The sequence below is a fragment of the Bradyrhizobium sp. CCGB20 genome (assembly GCF_024199855.1).
Lineage (GTDB): Bacteria > Pseudomonadota > Alphaproteobacteria > Rhizobiales > Xanthobacteraceae > Bradyrhizobium.
This window is the reverse complement of sequence record NZ_JANADN010000001.1, coordinates 5,193,525-5,210,628: the sequence shown is the minus strand read 5'-3', so window position 1 is coordinate 5,210,628 and position 17,104 is coordinate 5,193,525. Positions and strand designations below refer to the sequence as shown.

Below are 17,104 nucleotides of genomic sequence, written 5' to 3'. Positions count from 1 at the left end.
CGGTGAGGCCGTGTGAAAGCCGCAACGCCGTTTGCTAGCGCTGCCGTCGCACGGACCCTGTCGCTTTTGACAGGTGTGGACCGTCCCGAGATAGGCGCATATCGCCCAATAACGAGGGCCCTCCTATGCAGCGTTACTACTCGATCATTCACAACCGCGAAACACAGGCGGACGATGTGGGCGAGCTATTCGACTCTGCTGAACTAGCGATCCAATACGGCGCCCGTGTTGCTCGGGATATCGCCAACGATCCCGAACATGACAGTGCTGCGGGCACAGTCGTAATCGTGGTTGACGGCGGAGGTGCTGAAATAGCGCGGCACAGCGTTGGTCGCGGTGGCGCGGAGCGCTGAACCGCCTACGCGCGCGTTGTTAAAAGCGACGGGTGTGACGTAACCGCAAGTCCGGCCGTGAGCGGGCGAGGCGAGGGCGCGAGGAGGGGTGCGTGGTGGCGCAGTTAACGAAATCTCACCACTTTCTTGTGATTCTCTGGACCCTGAAGGGGATTTTCCATGGCTGAAACCTCGATCGAATGGACCGACGCGACGTGGAATCCTGTCGCCGGTTGCACCATCCTCTCGCCTGGCTGCACCAATTGCTACGCGATGCGGATGGCTGCTCGCCTCGAAGCCATGGGCGTCGCGAAGTATAGAGGGCTGACGCGAAAAAGCGGCGGCCGTGCCAAGTGGACAGGTAGGTTATATCTCGACCGCAAGACGCTCGAAGCCCCGAAAGGTTGGAGCAAACCGCGCCAGATTTTCGTGAACTCGATGTCTGACCTCTTCCACACCGACGTTCCAGCAGAGTTCGTCGCGGATGTGTGGTCGACGATGTCAGCAACGCCGCAGCACACCTACCAGATCCTCACGAAGCGACCTGATCGCATGGCTGCGATCACCTCAGGTCTGCCGTTGCTTCGCAACGTTTGGCTCGGCACTAGCGTGGAGAGCGCGGATTATCTCGGCAGAATCGATGAGCTGCGTGCGGTGCGCGCCGCGGTGCGGTTCATCTCGTTTGAGCCACTGCTGGGGTCTGTCGCCGACGCCAACCTCAAGAAGATTCACTGGGCGATAGTGGGTGGCGAGAGTGGTCCGAAGGCTCGGCCGATGGATGCAGAGTGGGTTCGCGAAATCGAGTCCGCCTGTCGCCGCCACGGCACCGCATTTTTCTTCAAGCAGTGGGGCGGCAAGAACAAGAAGGCCGCCGGCCGCGTACTCAACGGCCGAACCTACGACGAGATGCCGGCCTTGAGTATGTGATTGCCGATTCTGCTGGCTATCTCTTGAGCCCGCGGCTTACGGCTTGATACGCACAAGAACAAAAGATAGCGCACAGGACCTTTTGTCCGAGGAAGACGAAGTGGGTCGAGGACCGTACCAAAGATAGTCTCAAGCCGCTCTTTTGTGTATTTCTCGTAGGCAGAAATGCGCGCGGCGCGTCGCACCCGCACTTCTCTTACATCGCCATCCAACGTGCGCATTTTAACTGGTTTGGGGTAGAAAACGTCTTCCCACGACGTCGTGCCGAACAACCGGATCAATGCTTGCCGTTTCTGCTGGTCAAGCTTGGAGTGAAGCTTGGGCATCTGCCTGTAGAATCCAGCAAGCGGAAAAAGATACCAGACGTCGATAGCTTGCGTAGCGGCAACCTCCTTTAGCGTTGACCAGTCTACGTGCATTCCGTAGGGGTCGAGGAAGAGAACCGCGCGCCTGGATCTCCACTTGTCGGCCCTGAGCAAGTCCAGCAGAGCGCCGTTGGCTTCGCGATGAATAACTTGAATTCGTCTTTGAGGATGCCGCGCGCGCAATTCCTCTAACTCTTGGGCGAACTCGGCCTTCTTCTCAATGAAGACGAGGAAATCAAACTTAGGTGTAACCTCCAGAGCGATTTGCGCAGACCCTCTGCGCAACTCCTTAGTGGCTGGTTGAGCCTCAACGCCGAATAGGCCAGGCGGACGCGCAGGATGGTCTACAGTTCGATATCCGGTACCAGCGAAGGCATCGATGTACCAAAGCTCAAACTTGACGCCTGTAGCCTTTGTCGCCTTACCAAGCGCCTTTGTGAAGGCTATTAGATACTTTTCGACCATCGATAATTTAAGATCGGTGTGGTAGCCGCCGAATGTATGGTCGACCTGATTTCGTTTCACGTCACCGCTTCCCTCTGGCCAGCATGGGCCTACCTCGTCACCCGCACATCGCCGTATTCCCCCTCAATCGGCCGCTCACCATCGAAATCTGTATGAGCGAGTAGGGCGCCGATGCCGAACAGCACCATGCCGCCGATCCAAACGAGACAAGTTGCGGTCAAATAGGCCGACGTTCCGACGCCGATGTTGCCTGTGAGCCCGAACAGCGTGCCGGCGTTGAACAGAAGTCCGACGACGCCCCAGAGCCAAAAAAGCACGGCAAGAAATCCCTTCGAGACGCCGTGATGGCTCCTGAGCCGGAACGTGCGCTCCCAATTCTCTTTGCGTTTGAACAGTCCCACTGGAATCCCCCAGACCCGACGCCACCATAAGGCGAGCCAATCGGGGAGGGCAACTAGCCTTTGGAATGGAGGTCTCCATCCGTACGCCATCTTCGTTGGCCACGCTCGGTTATGGCCGATTCGATCGACTGGACCGACGACACCCCACGCCGCCTATCGGTGATTGCCAAGCTTGCTTTCCCAGATGGAGGGATGACCGCGAGCAGCCTAAGGCGAGAGGCTGAGCGCGGGCGGCTGGCCGTAGAGCGTATTGCCGGCAAAGACTTCACGTCGTTCCAGGCAATCGCGGAGATGCGAAAGCTATGTCGCGTCGAGCGGAAGGAAACGCCTAGTTTTCCTCATGTCGCGTTCTCGGTGAAACGGTCGGGGGCATCGTGGGTTGTCGACGATGGGGCGGGGATGCCATCGTCAGGGCGCGAAGCCCTCTTGGCGCAAATGGACGCCCGCCGTGGCAAGCTATCCGCAAAGGAGGCGGCCGAGATGCAGGAGCCGGAACTGGCAAAGCTGCAGCGGCTTAGGGCGCGCCTGAAGTAAGCGGCATTCCTGTGGACGGGGCGAATCGCCCCCAAGGTAGGGGTGGATTTTTTACCGAATCAAGGCCGCATGTCCGCGGGTGTGGAAACCCGGACTTGGACTAAGGCGGCCCTTGGCGGGGCGGCCCCATATGCGCGTAGGAAGCCTTGGCGGGTTTCCTCAGGCGCTCATCGGTAGCGCTTGGCGGCGCACCAACTCGGCCTTTATGCCGGGGGCGGTGCGTCATGTCCAGAGCGAAAGCTTAAAAGCGCTGCCGACCAGTCGTCCAGGCTGGTTTCCACCCCCCGGCTGCCGGTCTGTAACTGGCGCGGCTGTGGAAAGCCACCTAACTGGACGAGCATCACACATGACCTCCGTTACCCCTTCCCAGGCAGGCGAATGCCTCTCTCACCTCATTATGTCGCACCGCACCGCCGCCGATCTTGAGGCGGCCGCCAACATTCAGAAAGAAATCGTCAGCACGCCAGCGGCGAGTTGGTCGGAGTTCGGCGCCAAGGCCTGCCTGCTGGTCAACGAGCTGACCACCGATCCAACAACCGGGTGGCTGGACGCTATCCGCGAGCGCCTCCGCGCCGACGTTGAGCGGCTGGGGGCGGCGACCTAAGGGGCCCACACCGCCGGTAGCGCCTCACCCGCAAGGGTGGGGCGGTTTACTTGCCCAGTTTGCCCATTGGCGCTAACGCTTCTCTTGAGCTGCCTCGGGGAAATCACATGTCAGAGAAAGCTCGCGAGTTTATCGATTTCTGGGTCGAGATTAGCATTCACCCCGTGGAGCAGTACCGGACTGCGGGCGCGTCCCAGGATGTGGCGGAACTCACGCATCGTCTCATCGAAGCTGCCAAGGGACAGGGCATTTCTGAGGCCGACTTGCGCGCTGAGATTGGCGACATCGCCGCCTACATCGAAGAGCTTCTGAGGGCCGCGAACATGGCTGAGAGCGAAAGGCGGAAGTCCACTTAAGCTTTGTCCAGCCTGTAGACATCCCCGGGCGCGAGGTGAAGCTCCTCAAAGGTCCGCTGTTGCTTTGGCGTCAGAGCCACATTTAAGACCTGCGCAGTCCAACCTTCCGGCACGGCTGCAAGAACCAATGTCAGCGCTTGGCTGGGCTTAGCTACCGCAAGCCAGATCTGGGTTTTCGTGTCGTCGCCTGTCACTTGAACGACGGTGAAGGAGTTGCCGAAAGATTCCGCCATTTCGTTCAATGCGGCAACTAGCGCGTTGTTTCTAATCCGAGGCGCCTTGATCTCGCTTTGCCCGTCTCCCCACCTGCATCCAGCGCCGTAGGCGGTTGTAGCCCTGGCGATGTCAGCCAGTCATTGATGTGCGAGCCCGTTTCGGCCTGGCGAGCTCGCCTGAGGTAGAGCTCCCGCTGGGGGCCTGGCGGTAACTGTGCTGCGGCCTCCTTGAAGCGCGCAGCCTCCTCAGCCAATCTCTCTTCAAAAGTTTTCGTATGCTTAGTTCGGTTGCGACGCTTGATCATGCGCTGCACCTTTCCATTGGAGGGAGGCGGGAGCGCAAGTGGCGTTCTCATCACCGAATATACCGAGAGCCGGGCGGTGATGTTGTCTAAAATAACTAGGGTCGTGGGTGGTTTCTATAACATGCGCTAACCTACTGATTCATGTTGAGAATTACTCAAATGGAGCGAATTGCTCATTTATTGGGGACACAACATTACTGCGGCCCACGCCGCCCTGGCCTGTTCTTACGGGCTTTCTACTTCCCACCGTTCATGGCGTAGCAATCTTGCCGGCGAGGGGTTCGACCGCGCGACGGGCGGCCTTACTTTTTGCTTATGCTCTCCGTGGCCGATTCTAACGGTCGATTCAGGCAGAGTATCAGATGGCAGATGACGCAACGGCGCGCCCCCGCAAGATGCTTAGCATGAGCCAGATGCTTGCACTCGTGCCGTTCGCTCTATCGAGAATGGATGAGGGCCGCTTCCCCAAGGCCCGCGAGATCGTGCCACGCCGGGTGGCCTGGTACGAGGATGACGTCATGGCGTAGCAACTAGCGCTGGATGAGAAGGTCTAGAATATTTTCTCGATGTACGGGTTTCGACTGGGATATCACCTCCGCCAGGCGCACAAAATCTTGTCATACTTCAAAGAAGCCGAAAAGCGCGCGACGGTCGGCAGCGATACGGCCGAAAAGCTCAACATTCCTGGCTGGGCTCAATTGGTCGTTCGCCACTTCAAGGGCGATCTTGCCGGCGGCGGCCTGATCAAGCGGTTTAAGTTGCTTCTTGAGCAGCTTCCTTCGAACAAGCAGAGTGCGGACAAGATCATGCACATGGCTTAGTTTGATCCGAATGTGGCCGCGTACCTGCTGGAGCGGCCTGTAAAGAACCCCAACCGGCCGCCGTATAACATTGACTTGCGCCGTCTAATCGCGGCCGCCAACGCATCCCGCGAAAACTAGAGTCAGCCTCGATCCTGTCGTGGTCTGCGTTCCTTCTGGTTGGTCGGTTTCCGACCGTAACGCCACGAGAGTAAGCTTTTATGCTGACAGCCGCTCCTCAATCAAGGCTCAGGGAGCTCGGTGAATTTCTTCGTCTCGTTCATTTCTCACTGAGATAAAGTTTTCCGTCTCGCGACATGCTCGGCTTTTCAGTAGCAAAACGGTGGGCGATCGAATCTCCGTCGTGGCGCGCTTCATGGTCATTTGCGCAATCGTGCCCCGTGATGTCGTGAGCAGGGAAATCGCCAACCAGGTCGAAGCGATACACAGGCATATAGCGTCAATTGGAACGGGGATTTGCGCGCGCTGTTCTTCCTCGACAACGTGGAAGGAGCAGCCATGGAAAAGCCCACCCGAGAACAGCTTGACGAGCTCAAGCGCCTCAGCAAGGAGTTCCGTACGAATGACTGGTCCGAAGTGGTCCAGTCAAAGGAAGAAGCCGAGACGCGCATTCGCGACCTCAAAGACAAGGCACGGATGGAGTAGCGCGATGGCTGATGAACCGATCAATGGCCCGGATCGCCGAGGAGCTGCAACAGCGCTGCGCGTGTAGCGGCGAGGTTCCGGGCTACCTTAAGGAATTTTTTCAGGCCACGTGGGCGAGACCGCCATCCAGCTTATGCTGCCCATTGAATGAGCGCGTCGCGTGCTGCTCAAGCACCCGAGTTTGTTTCTTCAATTTGAGCTGGCTCAACGACGATCCGTGTTCCCGAGATATTCTATCCTCGGCCGAGGCCGCACGGATCGGGACGAACGCTGGATCATTTTACTCATATCAAGCGCCTCGCAGAGCGCGCCGAGGGATTCCGCCGCATGGCCGATGAGCCGCGGCTTCTTCGGCTGGCAGACGATCCGAACGTCTACAAGTTCGGCCAGATCATCGTCTCCTTGATTACCTGATCGCGATCGCGGATTGACCGACCGGCGTTGCTGGGAGGTGGCGCCGGCGTGCCTTTTGGCAACCCGCCGCGCCTACGGCGCCGCCTCCTATATCGATCTGTGCCGCCTCTTAAATCGATCTGCCAAGGCCTAGACAGCGAAAGCAAGGTGTTTCGCTTCCCGCCCATCTGATGTGCTTCAGACGCCAGTTGCTCCGGCAGAAACGGTTGGAGTGACGGCGCTCACGCGTCCCGCGAAGAACGCAGTCAGTGCGCCCAGGAGCAGGGCGAGAGCACCAAACAAGGCGCCCTGCGAAACACGCTTCGCCGCAGTATCGGCCGCCCGCTTTGCTTGCTCTTTTGTCTTAAGCACCGTCTCCTTGTATTGCTGCTGGTATTGAGAGACCTGATTCTTTGCTTCGTCTTGGGGGATATTCTGCGCCTTAGCCAATGCTTCTGCAGCCTTCTCGTTAGCGGCAGCCTGTTGCGCAGGGTCCCCGGTTAAAGCCGCCCGAACAGCTGTCGTCGCGGCGTCACGCAGTGCTGCGGGATCCTGGCCGCCAGACGCGCTCCGTACTTTGCTTTCGATTACGGCCATTGGATCGCTAACATTATTCAGGGACGGCGCTGCGGTTTGAACCGCCGTTTGGATTGAGCCGCCCAAGGCTTTACCTGCTCCCCCTAGAGCAGAGGACGCCGTGCTGACGGCGCCACCGACCATGCCGGAGGCAGCTGACGAGAGAAGATAGACCACAGTGAGTGTCGAGACCGCCCAGGATATTAGGGCGTGTACTCATAAACCCGATCAGCCCGCGCGGAGGTAGGGCCGGTATCCGTTTAGTCTTCAAGACCGGACATCGCCAGTTCGCCCTAGCTAGTCCGCTAAGGGCCAACAACGGACAGAACGATCAGCACCCTTCTGAGGCGAGTGTTCATTTATTGTCAATCGCAGGCAGTGTAAGGGTCTGAAAGACTAAGTTGGAAATCAAGCACGGAATAGTGCTCATGCATCCAAAGTGGCTAATCATTGTCGTTCTGATCGTTATGTTCTTTGGGCTTATTTCGTCGAAGTCATGGCTTTTTGTGCCCTGACGAACGCGTCCCTAAGACAACTCCGTTTGCGTCTGCATTGGGTCACAAGCGGACGATCACGATCAAGGTGGCAGACTTCCGCTTTGCGTTGCTAAGCCGACGTTTATGAGTACACGCCCTAGTCCGTGATAAGCGGTGGTTGAGTGCGACGCCTTTCCGGAAAGCCGTCCGGCAATATAACCGCCGAGCGCCGCGGCGAGTATTCCCGAAACCACAAACCAAATACCGGCCCCTACCGACATCGAGCCGGCGCTAGGCGCATCGCCCTGGGCGATATCGAGCGTCGATAGACCCACCCCAAGACCCACCATGTCGAGGATGATCTGCATGACAAGCCCAATCACCGCGCCCGCGAAAACAGCGCCCCAGGCCACTTGATTCAACGCAATCGTGCGTATGTCGTCGGCGGGGGCGACTTCGCTGAGCCGGGGAGGGGAACGATGATTTTGACGCGGCGCTTCGGTTGAGTAAGCCATAGTGTTCATGCCTGCTATGAAGGAGGAGGTTCATGCGCTAACCCGGCGTTTCATCATGACGTTCCTAATTTCAGCCGTGACATTTTCCCGGAGCACCACACTCCAACTCTTGGTCTCTGGCGTAAGCGATGCAACCCGTTTGCTTGCTGGCGTGCATAGTGCTGCGGACCTGCCGAAGGCCTACTCCTCAAAAGAGGTAGTCAAATGACGCGGTGACTACAGTTGGCATAAGACCTGCCAGTAGGAATGCCTCGACTGCGTAGCTCTGAAACGCGCCGACGAAGGCGACAAAGGAGCCCACGACGGCCCGAGCAACACGAATGCCGGCCAACGCCTCACAACACCTATGGTCGCACCTTATGCGGAGCCGTTATTCATTGATGTGCTCAGCATGGCTCCGCCAATCCTCAGCGCCAACCCAACGTTCCGCGTGCTGCCACTTTTCCCCGAGTGCAATGTGAGGCTCCGCGCGCGACTACTGCTTGCGAAAAATTTAAGAACGATGCGTCGAAGCTCGCGTTGAGGCGCGTCCCATAGAGGAGGCAATCATGCAAGGACAATGCGTAGTAGCAGTATACAATTCTCGCAACGATGCGGAGCAAGCGTACCGTGCTGTTGTCGGTTCAGGAGTTCCAGCAGACCATGTTAGGCTGAGCAATCAGCAGCCTTCGCAGGTAACAAGCTCTGAACGAGTAAGCGCCAGCTCTGGTGGAGAGAGCATTTGGGACTGGCTATTTGGAAGTGATGTGCCGGAGGACGACCGCCGAGTTTACGAGGGCCATATGGCAAAAGGTGGTGCCGCGTTGTCAGTGTTGGTGGACTCACCTTCAATGTCTGACCTCGACCGTATCGAAGAGGTGCTACAGCAGTACAATCCTGTAGAGATCCAGGAAGAAAACAGCGATAGCTCCACGGCAGTCGGAAGCGGCCTATCAAGAAGCGCGGCGGGGCAAGCAGGATATGGGGCTCAAGACGTAGAACGCGAGAAAGTCATCCCTCTACCCGAAGAAGAACTGAAGGTCGGCAAGCGGGCCGCGGAGACGGTCAAGCATATACGGACCTATGTGGTTGAGGAGCCCGTGCAAAAGGACGTGCGCCTACGCGATGAGCGGACTATCATCGAGCGCCGTCCCGCCACGGGAGCTGCGACAGGGCAGCCCATGGAACGCGAATACGAAGTGCGAGAATTGCATGAGGAACCCGTAGTCCAGAAAGACGTTCGAGCCCGGGAAGAACTGGTCGTTCGCAAGGAAGCGACCGAACGTACCGAAAGGATCGACGACACGGTGAAGAAAACCAAAGCCGACATCGACAAATCTGGACGTTAGGTTCCGGCTCCCCTGGCAGCACAACAAGTCGATTTTCGGCAAGAATGCGTGGGGGCGGCATCCCGCCCTCACTTCGTCGAAAAATCTCTGAACCGCGGGTCATTGACGGTGTGCTTGTTCTCGTGGCCGAGATAGCTCGCAAAGCTCGCGAGTCGTTCCCTTTCTCCCTGCGAATTTTAAGCTCGCATCTTTTGCGAGCGCAATTGCCCCGGCGAGCGTGGTATGACTCGCTGCGTGAGCCGCCCCAGTACCCCGAGCCGGCCCCGGACCATGCTCGGGCCATTTCGTTGGACCAGTCGGCGGCACCACTACTTTCGGAAGGGGCCGTCTCTGTCATCGTGACTGCCGGAGCTGCTAAGAAACATCGGCACCAGTAAGCAGCCCCCGACGAGCAACGAGAAAAATGTGCCGAGGCCGAGCGCGATCCATCCGTGCTTGCCGATCTCAACCGCCATTGAGTCCCAAATTGAAAAGGCCCCGACGCAGGCCAAAATCACGATCAGTGCTGAAGCGGCGAGCAGATAGATTTCGCTCTTTTCGAGGGGGTCCATGTCAGTCCCTCCTGGCTGCTTCCCGAACAACAGGTTGCGCCATTCGCCGTTCCTCATCTCTGCAGCACGACCGCCTATCTCACAGCGGGCCTCAGGGACTGCCGAGTGTTCCCGACAAATCGGGTCCGAAAATGCACAGTGGAAGTCGCTTCGCGGCTGCAAAGCATTTTTATGCCCGGCTCGTCTCCGCTTTCCCGCAGGCGAATTGCCGCGCTGCGGGGAAGGCCGAAGCGATTCGGAGTTCTGCAATCATTGCGCGTGTTGCCAGAATTTCCTCGTAACGGGAGACGCTGCTTCAAAACATCGCGGGGCTGGGGCGCTGATGTCATGCGAATGGACGATGACCGTCCTCGCTTCTCTGCTCAGCGTTTCGCCAACCCGGACGGCTTGTGCGGCCGACGTGGATGCGACTTCTACAGCCGCTTCGATGAATGAGGGACTATCCAATGGACCCGTTGCAGGCCATCCTGGGCGGCAGCTCCAATGGTTGTGAACTTCGGCCATTCATTTCGGTTGCGATACCAACCTTCCGCCGTCCGGATATGTTGCGCCGCGCGATTGAAAGTGTGCTGCAGCAGGACTTCGCCGATTGGGAAATGGTGATCAGCGATGACGAAGGGTTAGTGGGCGAGAGTTGTCGCCTCTTGTCCGAATATGTCAGCACAGAACCGCGTATCCGAGCCGTCGAGAACCGCAGAGGCCGTGGTCAGGTCGAGAACACGAACAATGCGATGCTTGCGTGTCGCGGTCCCTGGATCAAATTGTTGCATGACGACGACTGGCTCGCGCCAGGGGCGCTTACGTCTTTCGCGAGACTTGCGTTGGCCTACCCCGCCGCGGCATTCATCACCTCCACAAGCCATCTGGTTCAAGACAAAGGCATAAAGTACCGGCAAGGGGGTGAGATTTACGTGTATTCGGGCCAACAGTGCCTGACTGATCTCTATTTGGTGGGCAAAACGCGGTCGCTCGGAATTGTCCCATCGACGCTGTTGGTCAATAGCAATGTCGTCAAAGCCGGCTGCCTGATGCGAAACTACAAGTCGATAAGTTGGGGGGTCGACCAACTGTTCTTCATTGATCTGGCCTGCCATGGTGACATGGTAGCGATAGACGATGGTCTTATCTTTTACGACATGACCAACCACCCCTGCATCACGGCAGACGGGTCGTTCACCCAAATTGACCAAGAGACATTCGATCTCAAGCGCCTCACCTGGAGCCTTCTGGAAGACAAAAGAGGACTTCCTGATCCTGAAACGCTCGTGCGCGCGTTGCGGGTTGCTCGACTGCGCGGGCGGATCGGCCGCCAGCAACTTAGGGCAACGATCCGCGACGCAATTCAAATCCTGCGCCCCTCGGTTCTGAAAGCTGCCAGCAAGGTCATCCGAGCTTGGGTGCGTGCACCGGGTGCGATTTGATTGGTGCTTTCTTGGGGAAACGCTCTGATCTGATGGCGCACCTAGTCGTTACGCGCCAGCCTTATAAATAACTACTACCTTCTCTGTGGCTGCGCGCGCGAAGGGGTTTGCCGGTGGGGAAACTGTGGATATAGCGTGTCACGCATTCGCGACGGAGCTTGCTGATGGACACGCCGCTCGACGACGCAGGACCGACGCCGGAATGCCTCGCGAAAGCCGGACAGTTCTCCACCGTCGCCGGACGCGCGCGCTCCAGCCGCAAGATCACCATGCTCGACGACGCGCTGGGCAAGGCGTGGATGCGCCAGATCATCTCGGCCCGGGAATACTCTGCGCTGCGCCGCTACGCGCTGCATTGGGTTGCGGGCGGCCTCCAGGGGCCGCTCAGCAGCGTCGACCTCAATCGCATTTACGCGTTCGATCCGAGCAGCATGTCAGGGCTAGCGCGCAGCGAGGCGCAGCTCGATCACAAGCGGACCTACTAAAGCGAAGCAGGCTATCGGCTTCAATCCGTCCTTCGTCGCCGATCAGGTCGCGTGCTTCGGCCACGGGCTGCAGGTGCCCGGGTTGTCGATGGGGTTCAAGAGCCCGTACCGGGCGCGGGAGCGGGCCGGGCAGTATTTGTCGGGCGCAGGGGCGGCGCTTGCTAGGTTCTTCGAGACGTTGAGGGGTGGTTGATCGCGGTGCGCCCTCGCCGGGGGAACGCTGTGGGGACAGAAATCACCCACAGCGCTCAGTTCAGCTTAGTTCGACGTGCAGACCTTGACGGCCTTCATACCGGTTTCCGCTTCAGCGCGAGTCTTGTAGACCGTGTCGCCGCTGACGACCGTCGTTTCCGTGGTCGTCGGCTTCGATTCGGTGATCGTGCACTTCTTGGTCTTGACGTCCTGCACCACGTAGTACGAGTCAGCAAACGCAGGAGCCGCGAACGAGGTCAGCGCGGCGGCTGCAATGATAGTTTTGATATTCATTCTGTTCTCCTCCATCGGCCCGGCCGTCCGGGCCAGCCTTTTGCAACCCCGAAATATTGCCGCTTGTTCCCGAATGGCATGAACCATTCATGCTGCGCCGCGTTGTTGGGCAGGCAAACAGGAGGGTTCGATGCTGGATGTGCGATTGGCCGCAACTTCACTGGCGATTTGGGGCGCAGTGATGTCGGTCGCGTTGGCGGAGCCCGTCAAGGATCAACCGCAGCCTGCCGCTCAAAGCTCTGGCGAAGCTCGCCCGATCCGTGTTGTCCTCCCCGCGCCTTGGGAGCCGAGCCAGAGGCAAGCAGAAACGCAGTTACCGAAGTAATGGCGATTAAAAGCAGCGATCAGAGCAGTTGACCGGCGGGGCGATTTGCGAGACAAGCTCGTTATTCCACCACAGTGCGTCTCTCGTTGAAGTTCGCTTGCGCGGCTACGCACAAAAAGCCGCGCCGAAACGGCTTAGCTGCGCCTGCCAGTTGGGCGTCAAACGTACCAACGGCTCTCTCAGCTAAGCTCGCAGATGATGGGGCTTCGTCTTGGTGTCAAGTAAGAGGTTAACGAGCATGGCGATGTGGCGCGGCACCTCGGCCTCGCCACTGATCCATTTGCGCACCTGTCGGTCGCCGCAGCCTATGGTTTGTGAGAAAAGCAGCGAGCGGGCCCGCACGCTGGCGGGGTTGTCGTAGAGCTGGCTGAGCGCAGCATCGAGCTGCGTCCCGTCCATCGGTTTAGGCGGCTTCGGCGACATTGATTTCTCCCTGCAGGCAATTGACGAGGCGGACGACGGTGGAGCTGCGCCACTCGCCGCCCGTGACGGATTTGATGCCGCGCGCGTTCAGCTCGGCGGCGATCTTGCGCGAGGACAGGCCCAGGAGCGGCGCGACGACGCCGCGCAGGGTCTCGGCGAAGGCCCGCGCCTCTTCGGCATTGGCCTTCGCCAGGGCGGCGTTGCCCAGCACCTGACCGCGGGCCTTGGCGGCCTACAGCGCAGCTGAGGTGCGCGCGGAGATGTCGTTGCGCTCCTTCTCGGCGATGGCGGCATAGATGTGCAGCATGAACGGGTCGACGTTCGGTCCCAGCGCGGCGACGATGAACGGCACGCGCTGCGCCATCAGCGCTGCGATGAATGCGACATCGCGCGACAGGCGGTCGAGCTTGGCGACCAGCACCGCGCATTTGAGCTTCTTGGCCTGCTTCAGCGCTGCGCGGAGCTGCGGGCGGCGCTCCAGGGCGTCAAACCCTTTTGCAGTCTCGACCTCGACATATTCGGGATTATCTCGTAGCCCTCCGCGGCAGCGAACGGCTCATTGGCGGCGCGCTGGGCGTCCACGCCGAGACCGGAGCGGCCCTGGCTCTCGCGCGAGACGCGGACGTAAGAAATGATCGGCTTCATGACGTGTTCCCCTGCTTCGATCTTTTGTGGGCCTTTAAGGCCACGGGGGCAAGCCGTATAAATACGCGCCGCGCGAAATGGCGTTCTCAACTCAGACCCAATAGGAGAGCCAGGATGAGCCGAGCGCTGCGGCATCGGGACCGGCATCGCTATTGGGGCAAGACCTCGGGGACGTCGAAGCGCGCAAGGCAGCGCTGTGACGCAGCGGCGGGCGTGCAGAGGGCGTTCGCTGGTGACCGCGACATCAGCGCCCCCCATCGGGCAGGCCGCTCAGCGGGCCTCGCACGGGCCCAGGAGGAGGTCGCCATGAGGCATCAGACCATGCGGCGCAGGCCGAAGGTGATGATCCCGAAGCAGGGGCTGAAGGTGAGGGGCAAGTGGAAGAGCAAGCTGGCGCGGATGGAGAGCGAGCAGAAGCGGAATAAACCGGACGAGAGGTGAGACGTGGCACCGTTTAAGCGAACGCATGAGCTGGCGAGGGGTGGACCTGGGCGACCGTCAGAGTATCCGCCGGAATACTGCCAGCTCGTGATCGAGGCGATGGGAACGGGCATCAGCGTCGGCGCATTCGCAGGCGTGGTCGGGGTAGCGGTCGACACGGTTTACGAGTGGATGAAGCGACATCCCGAATTCTCCGAAGCGGTGAGCCGCGCACGCGGCAAGCAGCTGCTCGCCTGGGAGCAGAAGCTCATCCGGTCGAGGAAGGGAGCTGAGACGATGGCCTCGATCTTCGCACTCAAGAACATCGCGCCCGCGACGTGGCGCGACGTCCGCAACGTGCAGCACGAGCACGAGCAGCTCACCGATGCCCAGCTCTACGCGATTGCAGCCCAGAAAGCGGGTGGAGATGGCCAGACCATCGACGTTGAGGCCGTTCGGGTGGGCGAACTGACCCAGGCTGACGACCGTCAACCTGGGACAATGGGCCGTTACGCCCAGGGAGTAGCCGGTGCGCCCTGGTCCCGGCGGCCTGGGGGCGTGCCCCTCTGGCAGGGGTGCCGGGGGTGGGAAAATTCAGCGGCTGAAGCATGCTTATTTGGTCATCCCCCTCGACGTCACCGCCAACTTCAGAAAGTTCGGCTCGGGGTCGGCGCGCCTGGTTGGCGCACATCTCGAAAAGTTCGCAGGGAGGAGGGAGAGGCTCGCAGCCTTTGCTGAGCTTCCCCCTGTCCCCCATAGTGCGTTGTGCGGAAAACCTGTCTACGAATCTACGGTAGATGCCCACCGCCTTCTTCCGCCTCTCACGCAAATCGCTGTTAGTATGCCGGTCCGCGTACCCGTACAGTTGAGGAGTGTTCCGATGCGCGTTCCAGTCCTTGCAGTTCTCGTGAGCGGCGCACTCTGCGCCGCCACATCCGCGCAAGCGCAAACCTACGATCCTGCTTACCCGGTCTGCCTACAAGTTTATACGGGCGGCTTCATGGATTACTATTTCGAGTGCGCCTACACAAATTGGGCCCAGTGTCAGGCCTCCGCATCGGGCCGCGCGGCCTCATGCGTGATCAATCCCTACTATGCCGGGAAAGGCGGAAAGCCCGCAGCGCGTCACAAGCGAACGCATCATCAGTGACGAGCTGTTGCGGCGCAGGATGTTTGCCCGTCGTAGCTCGGTGGTAGAGCGGTGCTTTGTAAGCGGTGTGTCGCCGGTTCGAGTCCGGCCGCGGGCTCTCGTTCTTAGGAGGGGCGGCTTGATCGCCTGGAGGCGTTCCAGTAACGCACCAACGCGCGCCATTCAAACACGACGACGCCACCCGTCCTAGCGCGGTGTCGCTATCCCCAAACATCCCGCGTTCGCGCCAGGAACATCGTGGCCATTGCCGGGTTTTCCCGGTGCCCTCGTCGAGGCGAGGGTAACCTCAAGGCCCCGGCTCATGCCCCTGTGGGCTGGGGCCCTTTTCATGATCCCTCACATCTCAGCGTTCTGTCCGCACGTACGGACTGAACTCGGGCGTCGGCTGCAAAGCCGGAGCGGCATTCAATGAGAGTGATGCTTCACCTCGCGGATGCCGAGACCTTGCTTTCGAATTGCCGAAGACGCTCCAGATAAATGCGCTCAACACGATTGAAACGGCGAGCAGGAGCAAAAGGTCACGGACCATGATGTCCTCCTTTTGCTGTTTTCAATGGGGGAATAAGCCCAACGTTCCTAGACGAGTCGTTCGCGGGCGGGCTGCAACCGCTAGCAATTCGAGATCTCGCCGCCGGGTGCCGGCGTGGCTTATGGTTGCGGGACGGCTATGAAATCACCCAGTTGATCAGCCGCCAACTGGTCCATCCGATGGCGCCGATCCACACAACCGAGACCGCGCCGGCGACGCATAAGAATACGACTGGCAACAGATAGCCATCAGTCCATAAACGGTCGTTGACCGGCGAAGTTTGCTCAGTCCTACTAAGCAGGTCGTCCCGTCTCGGAAAGACGGACATATCGGCTGAAGAATGACGTAGAAAATCGCTCATTGATGAATGTCCGTTTAAGGGGTGCGATCACCGAGATCTCGCTACAGTTTCTCGATCACGACAGCGGCTGACACGCGCAGAAAAGGCCCGTTCTGATCTCGCAATTCGACCCTGGTCACGCCCGGAGCGCCACGGCGCGATCCATCCAAAATCGCCTGACCTAGCAATTCCAAAGCCAGCTGTGGGGCCTCGCCGGTGTTCGGCAATTCGACGCCCTCGTCGTCGAATGATCGTGTCGGCGTCACTGAGAATGTCGAAATAGATGAGGGGCATGCGCCGGGAAGAACCGGCAAAAGTGAGCGAGGTTCCTATTTTTCCCGGCGGCGATTGTCTGCACGGTAGGGTGCGGAAGCGTGGTACTGACCGGGACGTTCATGAGGAACGCGGCTCAATTCCCCTCGTTTGCAGTGTGCACCAAAAACGAGATGCCTTAAGGCAATGCCTCGAGCTAAAACGCATGCCGCCGTTATCCTGCGGGAGTATCACCAAGCCGAGTCAGAATTGATCGGCAAGGCAGTCGTGCTTACGGATGGCAAGGCGGGGACCGTCGAAGGATTACACTTGGATGAAGCCCACGGTTTGCGTCTTTCCGTAGCTGGCCATCCCGGGAAATGGCCCGTCTCAACGATCATGCTGGCGCAGAAGTGACAAACGCCATGTCGGCGAGTTTTGGCGTTGTGCGCTTCCTTACGCTTGTACAACGCGAAGCTTGCGCGCATGCGCGGCGCAGAGCTGGTTACGGAACCGCCGTGCAAGCACCAGGATAATTGCGAGCGCGAATATGTTCACGAGCTGTGTAGCCATGAACACTACATCGCCTATGGTGATCGAATGACCGAGAAAGAGCGCCGACGACAACATCCATAGTGCATAGGCGCGCACGCTGATTCCGGCGGAGCATTGCTCACTCAAGAGGCGCCAGATCTGAGGGACGTAGGCGCCGATGACAAGCGCGGTCCCAAAATAGCCGATGAGGAAAGGGGACTGTTGCGAAAACCACGTATGCAATGTGTTCATGATAGCCTCTTCAAATAGGAGGAAGAAGCTACC

28 protein-coding genes and 1 tRNA gene are annotated in these 17,104 nt (G+C 59.3%); 15 read left to right on the top strand and 14 right to left on the bottom strand.

All coding sequences use genetic code 11. From position 1 onward, the window contains the following. Window positions 1-125 precede the first annotated feature (125 nt). Together NLM15_RS24145 and NLM15_RS24140 are read left to right on the top strand one after the other, a co-directional pair. Complete coding sequence (locus NLM15_RS24145) at window positions 126-353, top strand: DUF6894 family protein (RefSeq protein WP_254119947.1); 228 nt, start codon at window positions 126-128, stop codon at window positions 351-353. A 159-nt stretch (window positions 354-512) separates the two neighbouring features. Next, on the top strand, window positions 513-1,259 hold the full coding sequence (locus NLM15_RS24140) for a DUF5131 family protein (protein WP_254119946.1): 747 nt from the start codon (window positions 513-515) through the stop codon (window positions 1,257-1,259). On the opposite strand, the gene tcmP is transcribed toward NLM15_RS24140, so the two are convergent. Beyond that, entirely contained in the window at window positions 1,229-2,149 is a 921-nt protein-coding gene (tcmP, locus tag NLM15_RS24135; protein ID WP_254119945.1) for a three-Cys-motif partner protein TcmP, read from the bottom strand. The two genes, NLM15_RS24140 and tcmP, sit on opposite strands and share 31 nt — an antisense overlap. A 29-nt stretch (window positions 2,150-2,178) precedes the next feature. After that, on the bottom strand, window positions 2,179-2,406 hold the full coding sequence (locus tag NLM15_RS24130) for a hypothetical protein (protein WP_254119944.1): 228 nt from the start codon (window positions 2,404-2,406) through the stop codon (window positions 2,179-2,181). A gap of 195 nt (window positions 2,407-2,601) precedes the next feature. Here NLM15_RS24130 and NLM15_RS24125 point away from each other — a divergent pair, with 195 nt between their 5' ends. The 3 genes from NLM15_RS24125 (at window position 2,602) to NLM15_RS24115 (ending at window position 3,984) form a co-directional block, all read left to right on the top strand. Continuing rightward, window positions 2,602-3,024, top strand: coding sequence for an excisionase (locus NLM15_RS24125; protein ID WP_254119943.1), 423 nt, complete (start codon window positions 2,602-2,604; stop codon window positions 3,022-3,024). Window positions 3,025-3,370: 346 nt separating this feature from the next. Further along, window positions 3,371-3,628, top strand: coding sequence for a hypothetical protein (locus NLM15_RS24120; RefSeq protein ID WP_254119942.1), 258 nt, complete (start codon window positions 3,371-3,373; stop codon window positions 3,626-3,628). A gap of 107 nt (window positions 3,629-3,735) precedes the next feature. Then, window positions 3,736-3,984, top strand: coding sequence for a hypothetical protein (locus NLM15_RS24115; protein WP_254119941.1), 249 nt, complete (start codon window positions 3,736-3,738; stop codon window positions 3,982-3,984). On the opposite strand, the gene NLM15_RS24110 is transcribed toward NLM15_RS24115, so the two are convergent. Then, complete coding sequence (locus NLM15_RS24110) at window positions 3,981-4,217, bottom strand: hypothetical protein (protein WP_254124385.1); 237 nt, start codon at window positions 4,215-4,217, stop codon at window positions 3,981-3,983. The two genes, NLM15_RS24115 and NLM15_RS24110, sit on opposite strands and share 4 nt — an antisense overlap. A 691-nt stretch (window positions 4,218-4,908) precedes the next feature. Here NLM15_RS24110 and NLM15_RS24100 point away from each other — a divergent pair. From NLM15_RS24100 to NLM15_RS24090, 3 genes are all read left to right on the top strand, one after another. Beyond that, on the top strand, window positions 4,909-5,031 hold the full coding sequence (locus NLM15_RS24100) for an AlpA family phage regulatory protein (protein WP_254119939.1): 123 nt from the start codon (window positions 4,909-4,911) through the stop codon (window positions 5,029-5,031). 39 nt (window positions 5,032-5,070) lie between these two features. Then, window positions 5,071-5,325, top strand: a complete 255-nt coding sequence (locus NLM15_RS24095; protein WP_254119938.1) for a hypothetical protein — start codon at window positions 5,071-5,073, stop codon at window positions 5,323-5,325. 456 nt (window positions 5,326-5,781) lie between these two features. Then, window positions 5,782-5,970 (top strand): hypothetical protein, encoded by a 189-nt coding sequence (locus NLM15_RS24090; protein WP_254119937.1) that lies wholly within the window; start codon window positions 5,782-5,784, stop codon window positions 5,968-5,970. A gap of 591 nt (window positions 5,971-6,561) precedes the next feature. On the opposite strand, the gene NLM15_RS24085 is transcribed toward NLM15_RS24090, so the two are convergent. Then, complete coding sequence (locus NLM15_RS24085; protein ID WP_254119936.1) at window positions 6,562-6,960, bottom strand: hypothetical protein; 399 nt, start codon at window positions 6,958-6,960, stop codon at window positions 6,562-6,564. Between the two features lie 556 nt (window positions 6,961-7,516). Continuing rightward, complete coding sequence (locus NLM15_RS24080) at window positions 7,517-7,930, bottom strand: hypothetical protein (protein WP_309144939.1); 414 nt, start codon at window positions 7,928-7,930, stop codon at window positions 7,517-7,519. Between the two features lie 830 nt (window positions 7,931-8,760). Between NLM15_RS24080 and NLM15_RS24075 the strand changes: the two genes are divergently transcribed. Continuing rightward, on the top strand, window positions 8,761-9,258 hold the full coding sequence (locus NLM15_RS24075; protein ID WP_254119935.1) for a YsnF/AvaK domain-containing protein: 498 nt from the start codon (window positions 8,761-8,763) through the stop codon (window positions 9,256-9,258). A gap of 308 nt (window positions 9,259-9,566) precedes the next feature. Here NLM15_RS24075 and NLM15_RS24070 read toward each other — a convergent pair whose 3' ends face one another. Further along, a complete protein-coding gene (locus tag NLM15_RS24070) occupies window positions 9,567-9,809 on the bottom strand; it encodes a hypothetical protein (protein WP_254119934.1) in 243 nt (80 codons plus the stop codon). Between the two features lie 446 nt (window positions 9,810-10,255). Here NLM15_RS24070 and NLM15_RS24065 point away from each other — a divergent pair, with 446 nt between their 5' ends. Together NLM15_RS24065 and NLM15_RS24060 are read left to right on the top strand one after the other, a co-directional pair. After that, on the top strand, window positions 10,256-11,230 hold the full coding sequence (locus NLM15_RS24065) for a glycosyltransferase (RefSeq protein ID WP_254119933.1): 975 nt from the start codon (window positions 10,256-10,258) through the stop codon (window positions 11,228-11,230). Between the two features lie 164 nt (window positions 11,231-11,394). Further along, a complete protein-coding gene (locus NLM15_RS24060) occupies window positions 11,395-11,715 on the top strand; it encodes a hypothetical protein (RefSeq protein ID WP_254119932.1) in 321 nt (106 codons plus the stop codon). A gap of 258 nt (window positions 11,716-11,973) precedes the next feature. On the opposite strand, the gene NLM15_RS24055 is transcribed toward NLM15_RS24060, so the two are convergent. The 5 genes from NLM15_RS24055 to NLM15_RS43765 all read right to left on the bottom strand — a co-directional run bounded on the left by NLM15_RS24055 (window position 11,974) and on the right by NLM15_RS43765 (window position 13,594). Continuing rightward, complete coding sequence (locus tag NLM15_RS24055; protein WP_254119931.1) at window positions 11,974-12,201, bottom strand: hypothetical protein; 228 nt, start codon at window positions 12,199-12,201, stop codon at window positions 11,974-11,976. Between the two features lie 508 nt (window positions 12,202-12,709). Continuing rightward, complete coding sequence (locus tag NLM15_RS24050; RefSeq protein ID WP_254119930.1) at window positions 12,710-12,949, bottom strand: hypothetical protein; 240 nt, start codon at window positions 12,947-12,949, stop codon at window positions 12,710-12,712. Further along, window positions 12,930-13,160: a recombinase family protein gene (locus NLM15_RS43775; protein ID WP_309144938.1), complete on the bottom strand. Its 231-nt coding sequence runs from the start codon at window positions 13,158-13,160 to the stop codon at window positions 12,930-12,932. The genes NLM15_RS24050 and NLM15_RS43775 overlap by 20 nt, the downstream gene beginning before the upstream one ends. Window positions 13,161-13,181: 21 nt before the next feature. Then, on the bottom strand, window positions 13,182-13,400 hold the full coding sequence (locus NLM15_RS43770) for a recombinase family protein (RefSeq protein WP_309144967.1): 219 nt from the start codon (window positions 13,398-13,400) through the stop codon (window positions 13,182-13,184). Then, entirely contained in the window at window positions 13,397-13,594 is a 198-nt protein-coding gene (locus tag NLM15_RS43765; protein WP_309144937.1) for a hypothetical protein, read from the bottom strand. Before NLM15_RS43765 ends, NLM15_RS43770 begins: the two co-directional genes overlap by 4 nt. Window positions 13,595-13,900: 306 nt before the next feature. On the opposite strand from NLM15_RS43765, the gene NLM15_RS43540 reads away from it, so the two are divergent. Continuing rightward, entirely contained in the window at window positions 13,901-14,035 is a 135-nt protein-coding gene (locus NLM15_RS43540; RefSeq protein WP_256565485.1) for a hypothetical protein, read from the top strand. Between the two features lie 57 nt (window positions 14,036-14,092). On the opposite strand, the gene NLM15_RS24040 is transcribed toward NLM15_RS43540, so the two are convergent. Further along, the gene (locus tag NLM15_RS24040; RefSeq protein WP_254119929.1) at window positions 14,093-14,506 is read right to left on the bottom strand and encodes a hypothetical protein; all 414 of its coding nucleotides are present in this window, start codon (window positions 14,504-14,506) and stop codon (window positions 14,093-14,095) included. Between the two features lie 349 nt (window positions 14,507-14,855). On the opposite strand from NLM15_RS24040, the gene NLM15_RS24035 reads away from it, so the two are divergent. Further along, window positions 14,856-15,164 (top strand): DUF3551 domain-containing protein, encoded by a 309-nt coding sequence (locus NLM15_RS24035; protein ID WP_309144936.1) that lies wholly within the window; start codon window positions 14,856-14,858, stop codon window positions 15,162-15,164. 25 nt (window positions 15,165-15,189) lie between these two features. Further along, window positions 15,190-15,261 (top strand) — tRNA-Thr (locus NLM15_RS24030). Between the two features lie 834 nt (window positions 15,262-16,095). On the opposite strand, the gene NLM15_RS24025 is transcribed toward NLM15_RS24030, so the two are convergent. Continuing rightward, a complete protein-coding gene (locus tag NLM15_RS24025; protein ID WP_254119927.1) occupies window positions 16,096-16,299 on the bottom strand; it encodes a DUF6894 family protein in 204 nt (67 codons plus the stop codon). 193 nt (window positions 16,300-16,492) lie between these two features. Between NLM15_RS24025 and NLM15_RS24020 the strand changes: the two genes are divergently transcribed. Next, complete coding sequence (locus NLM15_RS24020; RefSeq protein WP_254119926.1) at window positions 16,493-16,702, top strand: PRC-barrel domain-containing protein; 210 nt, start codon at window positions 16,493-16,495, stop codon at window positions 16,700-16,702. Window positions 16,703-16,741: 39 nt separating this feature from the next. Here the strand turns inward: NLM15_RS24020 and NLM15_RS24015 are convergent, their stop codons facing one another. Then, the gene (locus NLM15_RS24015; protein ID WP_254119925.1) at window positions 16,742-17,071 is read right to left on the bottom strand and encodes a PQ-loop repeat-containing protein; all 330 of its coding nucleotides are present in this window, start codon (window positions 17,069-17,071) and stop codon (window positions 16,742-16,744) included. Window positions 17,072-17,104: the final 33 nt, after the last annotated feature.

Excerpts from the sequence above, each read along its gene's own strand:
- NLM15_RS24140 (WP_254119946.1), top strand. The coding sequence starts at position 513 with ATGGCTGAAACCTCGATCGAATGGACCGACGCGACGTGGAATCCTGTC.
- NLM15_RS24100 (WP_254119939.1), top strand. The coding sequence starts at position 4,909 with ATGAGCCAGATGCTTGCACTCGTGCCGTTCGCTCTATCGAGAATGGAT.
- NLM15_RS24095 (WP_254119938.1), top strand. The coding sequence starts at position 5,071 with ATGTACGGGTTTCGACTGGGATATCACCTCCGCCAGGCGCACAAAATC.
- NLM15_RS24035 (WP_309144936.1), top strand. The coding sequence starts at position 14,856 with ATGCCGGTCCGCGTACCCGTACAGTTGAGGAGTGTTCCGATGCGCGTT.
- NLM15_RS24145 (WP_254119947.1), top strand. The coding sequence starts at position 126 with ATGCAGCGTTACTACTCGATCATTCACAACCGCGAAACACAGGCGGAC.
- NLM15_RS24110 (WP_254124385.1), bottom strand. The coding sequence starts at position 4,217 with ATGGCGGAATCTTTCGGCAACTCCTTCACCGTCGTTCAAGTGACAGGC.
- NLM15_RS24075 (WP_254119935.1), top strand. The coding sequence starts at position 8,761 with ATGTCTGACCTCGACCGTATCGAAGAGGTGCTACAGCAGTACAATCCT.
- NLM15_RS24065 (WP_254119933.1), top strand. The coding sequence starts at position 10,256 with ATGGACCCGTTGCAGGCCATCCTGGGCGGCAGCTCCAATGGTTGTGAA.
- NLM15_RS24085 (WP_254119936.1), bottom strand. The coding sequence starts at position 6,960 with ATGGCCGTAATCGAAAGCAAAGTACGGAGCGCGTCTGGCGGCCAGGAT.
- NLM15_RS24050 (WP_254119930.1), bottom strand. The coding sequence starts at position 12,949 with ATGTCGCCGAAGCCGCCTAAACCGATGGACGGGACGCAGCTCGATGCT.
- NLM15_RS24055 (WP_254119931.1), bottom strand. The coding sequence starts at position 12,201 with ATGAATATCAAAACTATCATTGCAGCCGCCGCGCTGACCTCGTTCGCG.
- NLM15_RS24015 (WP_254119925.1), bottom strand. The coding sequence starts at position 17,071 with ATGAACACATTGCATACGTGGTTTTCGCAACAGTCCCCTTTCCTCATC.
- NLM15_RS24120 (WP_254119942.1), top strand. The coding sequence starts at position 3,371 with ATGACCTCCGTTACCCCTTCCCAGGCAGGCGAATGCCTCTCTCACCTC.
- NLM15_RS24020 (WP_254119926.1), top strand. The coding sequence starts at position 16,493 with ATGCCTCGAGCTAAAACGCATGCCGCCGTTATCCTGCGGGAGTATCAC.
- NLM15_RS24070 (WP_254119934.1), bottom strand. The coding sequence starts at position 9,809 with ATGGACCCCCTCGAAAAGAGCGAAATCTATCTGCTCGCCGCTTCAGCA.
- NLM15_RS24080 (WP_309144939.1), bottom strand. The coding sequence starts at position 7,930 with ATGGCTTACTCAACCGAAGCGCCGCGTCAAAATCATCGTTCCCCTCCC.
- NLM15_RS24125 (WP_254119943.1), top strand. The coding sequence starts at position 2,602 with ATGGCCGATTCGATCGACTGGACCGACGACACCCCACGCCGCCTATCG.
- NLM15_RS24060 (WP_254119932.1), top strand. The coding sequence starts at position 11,395 with ATGGACACGCCGCTCGACGACGCAGGACCGACGCCGGAATGCCTCGCG.
- NLM15_RS24115 (WP_254119941.1), top strand. The coding sequence starts at position 3,736 with ATGTCAGAGAAAGCTCGCGAGTTTATCGATTTCTGGGTCGAGATTAGC.
- NLM15_RS43540 (WP_256565485.1), top strand. The coding sequence starts at position 13,901 with ATGAGGCATCAGACCATGCGGCGCAGGCCGAAGGTGATGATCCCGAAG.
- NLM15_RS43765 (WP_309144937.1), bottom strand. The coding sequence starts at position 13,594 with ATGAAGCCGATCATTTCTTACGTCCGCGTCTCGCGCGAGAGCCAGGGC.